Origin of the sequence: Phenylobacterium sp. (genome assembly GCF_036402295.1) — a bacterium.
Taxonomy (GTDB): Bacteria; Pseudomonadota; Alphaproteobacteria; order Caulobacterales; family Caulobacteraceae; genus Phenylobacterium.
In genome coordinates this window covers 1-4,914 of the sequence record NZ_DASWTE010000033.1, presented here as the reverse complement: position 1 = coordinate 4,914, position 4,914 = coordinate 1, and the positions used below count along the sequence as shown (strand labels likewise).

The 4,914-nt window shown below is 71.5% G+C and carries 4 protein-coding genes; 1 reads left to right on the top strand and 3 read right to left on the bottom strand.

What is annotated here, in order from left to right:
- Window positions 1–2,173 (top strand): FdhF/YdeP family oxidoreductase (locus VGD44_RS01910; RefSeq protein WP_331083307.1); only part of this gene is annotated, 2,173 nt, incomplete at its 5' end.
- 18 nt (window positions 2,174–2,191) lie between these two features.
- Here the strand turns inward: VGD44_RS01910 and VGD44_RS01905 are convergent.
- From VGD44_RS01905 to VGD44_RS01895, 3 genes are all read right to left on the bottom strand, one after another.
- On the bottom strand, window positions 2,192–3,430 hold the full coding sequence (locus tag VGD44_RS01905; protein ID WP_331083305.1) for a P1 family peptidase: 1,239 nt from the start codon (window positions 3,428–3,430) through the stop codon (window positions 2,192–2,194).
- A gap of 169 nt (window positions 3,431–3,599) precedes the next feature.
- Window positions 3,600–4,334 carry a cupin domain-containing protein gene (locus VGD44_RS01900; RefSeq protein WP_331083303.1) on the bottom strand — a complete coding sequence of 245 codons (735 nt, stop codon included), beginning with the start codon at window positions 4,332–4,334 and terminating at the stop codon, window positions 3,600–3,602.
- 75 nt (window positions 4,335–4,409) lie between these two features.
- The coding region (locus VGD44_RS01895; protein ID WP_331083301.1) for a hypothetical protein at window positions 4,410–4,914 on the bottom strand (505 nt) is incomplete at its 5' end.

Below are 4,914 nucleotides of genomic sequence, written 5' to 3'. Positions count from 1 at the left end.
CGTCGTCGAGGGCGGCCGCACGCTGCTGCACGCCAACCAGCCCGACGGCTTCGACTGCCCGGGCTGCGCCTGGCCCGACCCGAAGCACACCTCGTCGTTCGAGTTCTGCGAGAACGGGGCGAAGGCGGTGGCCTGGGAGGCCACGAGCAAGCGGGCGACGCCGGAGTTCTTCGCCGCCCACACCGTGGGCGAGCTCTGGGGCTGGAGCGACCATGCCCTGGAGGACGCGGGTCGGCTGACGCACCCGATGGCCTACGACCCGGCCTCGGACCGCTACCTGCCCATCGCCTGGGACGAGGCGTTCGCGCGGGCCGCAGCGGCCTTGCAGCGGCTCACAAGCCCCAACCACGCGGAGTTCTACGCCTCCGGCCGCGCGTCGAACGAGGCTGCGTTCCTGTACGGGGTGCTGGGCCGCAGGTTCGGCACCAACAACTTCCCCGACTGTTCGAACATGTGCCACGAGCCCTCCAGCGTGGCGCTTCCCGAGGCGGTCGGCGTCGGCAAGGGCAGCGTGACGCTCGAGGACTTCGACCACGCCGACCTGATCCTCTCGTTCGGCCACAACCCCGGCACCAACCATCCGCGGATGATGGGAACCCTGCGCGAGGCGCGCCGGCGCGGCTGCTCGATCCTGGTGTTCAACCCGCTGAAGGAGCGGGCGCTGGAGCGCTTCGCCTCGCCGCAGGACCCGGTGGAGATGGCCACCCTTACCTCCACGCCGATCGCCTCGCGCTACTACCAGGTGACCCTCGGCGGCGACGCGGCGCTGGTGCAGGGGATGATGAAGGCGCTGATCGAGTGGGACGCCGCGCAGCCTCTCCTCGACCACGGGTTCATCGCCGAACACACAACCGGCCTCCCCGAATTGAGAATACAGCTCGCGGCGCTCGGCTGGGCCGAGATCGAGCGGCGCTCCGGGCTGGATCGGGCGCAGATCGAGGAGGCGGCCGGCGTCTACGCCCGCGCCCACAACGTCATCCTCTGCTACGGCATGGGGCTCACCCAGCACCGCAACGCCGCGAGCACCGTCCAGCAGCTGGTCAACCTGCTGCTGCTGCGCGGCAACATCGGCCGGCCGGGCGCGGGCATCTGCCCGCTGCGCGGCCATTCCAATGTGCAGGGCGACCGCACCGTGGGGCTCTGGGAAAAGCCGACCGAGGCCTACCTCGCGGCGCACGACAAGGTGTTCGGCTTTGAGGCCCCGCGCGCCCATGGCCACACGGTGGTGGAGGCGATCGGCGCCATGGAGCGCGGCGAGACGCGCGCGTTCCTGGGGCTGGGCGGCAACTTCGCAGTGGCGGCGCCGGATCCGGTGCGCACCTTCGCCGCCTTCCGCAAGCTGGACGCCGCCGTCCACGTCGCCACCAAGCTCAACCGCTCCCACCTGCTGACCGGCGGCGAGCGCCTGCTCTTGCCCTGCCTCGGCCGCACCGAGATCGACGTCCAGGCTGGCGGGCGGCAGTCGGTGACCGTCGAGGACTCGATGTCGGTGGTGCATGCCTCGCGCGGCCTCAACCCGCCGGCCTCGCCGGACCTGCGCTCCGAGGTGGCGATCGTGGCGGGGATCGGGACGGCGCTGTTCGGGCCGCGGGACCCGGTGGACTGGGCCGCCCTCACCGCCGACTACGACCGCATCCGTGACCTCATCGAGGCGGTGCAGCCGCAGCTGTTCGCGGACTTCAACGAACGGATCCGCACGCCGGGCGGCTTCCGGCTGCCGGTCGGCTCCACCGAGCGGCGCTGGGCGACGGCCTCGGGCAGGGCCAACTTCCTGCCCTACCGGCCGGTGGACGAGACCGACCCGCGCCGCGGCGAAGCGGACGTGCTGCTGCTGACCACCGTGCGCAGCCATGACCAGTACAACACCACCATCTACGGCGCGAACGACCGCTACCGCGGGGTGCGCGGGCGGCGTGACGTGGTGTTCGCCAATCCTGAAGACCTCGCCGCGCGCGGGCTCGCGGAAGGTGACCACGTGGACCTGGTCGCCGCCTTTGCGGACGATGAACGCCGGGTAAGGGGCTTCATCCTGGTGGCGCGGGACATCCCGCGCGGCTGCCTGGCGGCGTACTACCCGGAGACCAACGCGCTGGTGCGCCTTGAAGACCGCGACAGCCGCAGCGGCACGCCGGCCTACAAGTCGGTCCCGGTCCGGCTCCAGGCGGCGACCTGAGCTGCCGAGGCTTTCAGCCTACTTCGAGGGCGGCGACTTCAGAAGCCCGTGGCCGCGCAGGACCTGTTGGAGCTGGTCGTGCGGCAGGGCCGAGACCGTCCAGTAGTCGGCGCCGGTCATCGTTCGCGCCGCGACCAGCGCGTTGATCACGGCCTCCTCGACGCCCTGGACGGTGGCCTCCAGCACCGGGTTGATCGCGCCGCTCCGCAGCCGGGTGACCGTGGCCGTCCGGCTGGGGTCGAAGGACCAGTTGCCGTCGTCCGCGCCGGCATTGGCGGTCGAGAAGGCGATGAAGATGTCGCCTGAGCCGTCGGACTCGATCGCGCCCAGCCGCCCGAGCCCCACCGAGGCGCGCCGGGCGACGCGCTTCAGCTGTTCGGGCGTCAGCGGCGCGTCCGTGGCGATCACGATGATGATCGAGCCACGATGTTCGGTGTCCGGAGCGTCGGCGATGGCCAGGGCTTTCGGATCGCACAGCGCCGCGGCCTGCCCGAATGTCGCCTGCGGCGGCGACGTCAGCCGCGTCACGCAGTGCGGCTGCAGCTTCATCTCCCGCGCCACCGGGATCCCGGCCACGCGCAGGCCGTTCGCCGAGCCGTAGTTGCACTGGACGAGCACGCCCACCGTGTAGCCGCCCGCGGCCACCGGCAGCTTGCGCGAGGCCGTGCCCGTGCCGCCCTTGAAGCCGTTGCAGACCATGCCCGTGCCGCCACCGACGTTGCCCTCGGCCACCGGACCCGGCCTGGCGCTGTCGAGCGCCGCGACGGCGTCGGCCGCAGTCACGTGCTGGCCCGCCATGTCGTTCAGAGGCACGTCGGCGGTTTCGGCCACCAACGGGTACCAGAAGAAGCCCTGCCGGCGATCCGCCAGCCATCGGAAGGCCGCGTCGCGGACGACGCCCACGCTGCCGGTGCCGGTGATCAGGATCGGCGTCTCCAAGACACCGCTCTCGTCCACCCAGTGGGTCCCGGTCATGTCGCCGTTGCCGTTCCCGGCGAAATACCCGGCGAACACCGCCCGCGTGTCGGTCTTGCCCCGCGGCAGGATCGCCGTGACGCCGGTCCGGACCGGCCCCTTGCCGCGCACCAGCGGGCCTTCGCCGGAATTCAGCGTCCGGAACCCGACCTCGACGCCGGCGACGTCGGTGATCGCGTTGAGTGGCCCTGGGACGCCGTCGAACGGGACGCCGAGGTCGCGCGCCCTGGGCTCTGCCTCGGCGACAGCTGCGCCCAGGATCGCGGCCAAGCCGGCCAGCATGGCTAATGCGCACCGCATGCGTCCCACCCCCGTTTGCTCGTCCGCCCACTTGATCGCGGAATCGTCGGGCGCGCCACAGCGGCGGCTGCAAGCTGACGCCTCTCAGTCTCCGGCTTCGGCGCGGCCGCTGCAGGCCCAGCACCACCTTTACCGCCGCGGCGCGCGCCTTCTAACCCGGGCGATAGATCGCAAATACCTTGGTGACGTGACAGTCGCTGAGCCAGCTGCAGCGCGCGCCGCGGCGAACCAGCAGCACGTCACCTTCCGTGAAGGTCGCCATTTCCCCGGCATCGTCGACAAGCGTCACGGCGCCTTCGAGCAGATGCATGAGCTCGTGGTGGCCGTAGGTCATCGCGTTGCGGGCATAGGGCGTCGAGTCCCACACCCCGCAGACGAAGGCGCCGTCGGCGGAGGCGTACTGCGTGTGGTTGCGGCACTGCGGCGTCGGCGTTGTCAGCAGGTCGGCAAGCGGGGGATTCGAAGGGCGCCGTTCCGTCGTGGGGTCCATTGCGGCGGGACTCGGCGAGGCCCCCGCGGACGCGGCGTGGCGCACGTAGATCAGGACGGTCGGCTGGCTGCAGCGCCACCCGTACGGGGCCCCTGGCGGTATCGCGATGCTCTGGCCGGCGCGGAGTTCGAACCGGCGTTCGCCCACCTCGAGTGTGAGGTCGCCGGCCACGACGTGGAGGAACTCGTCCGCAGGCTGGCCGGCCACCTGGCCGTCGCCTGGCCGCAGTCGCAGAGCTCCGGCCGTCACCGGCCCATCGTCCAGATGGAGGGCGCGGCGGCCGGCGATGAAGGGGTCTCCGGCGGTCGCGTCCGCAACGGCCTCCAGCGCCCAGCGCTTCAGGTCGATGAAGGACCAACTGGTGTCGGCTCGGCTGGCTGTAGCCACGGTGGTCATGGGTGGACCCTTTCGTTCTGGCGATCGGACGCCGAGGTCCCGGTCGCGGATGGCTTGCGCGGGCGAGCGCCCCTCCTACTCCGCGGCCGGCTGGATCAGCGCCTTGTAGAAGCCGTTCGTCCGGACCTTCACCGTCACTGGTGTCTCGCCGCGGTTGCGCCAGTACCAGCCGTGGATGCCCTCGAACGGCGCGGTGAAGGCCCCCTGCCCGCTCGTGAGGTCGGCTTCCTTCCAGTAGGTGGTGAACTCCTCGTCGCCCGCGTTCGGCGGCTCGCCGTGCATGTCGGCTTTCACCGGGCCCGTGGCCTCCCAGCGGAAGATCATGTGGTCGCCCACCGCCATCTCGGCCTTGACCTCCACGCCGCTGTGCGGCGGGAGCGTCAGCGTCATCTCATCGGAACGCAGGGGCGTGGCCTTGGCGATGGTGGCCTTGGTCGGCGCTGCGGCGGCGGCCTGCGGAGCCGCTTCAGCCGGACCCGCGGCCTGCGGCGCGGCGGACGCCATCCCGGTCAGCCCGAGCACGCCGCCGAGGCCGGTCATGTCGATGCCATGCTCGGCCGGCAGCACGAAGGGGGTCAGG

What these genes read in the sequence shown, in the direction of transcription:
- VGD44_RS01905 (WP_331083305.1), bottom strand. Translation starts at nt 3,430, where the DNA reads ATGCTGGCCGGCTTGGCCGCGATCCTGGGCGCAGCTGTCGCCGAGGCA.
- VGD44_RS01900 (WP_331083303.1), bottom strand. Translation starts at nt 4,334, where the DNA reads ATGACCACCGTGGCTACAGCCAGCCGAGCCGACACCAGTTGGTCCTTC.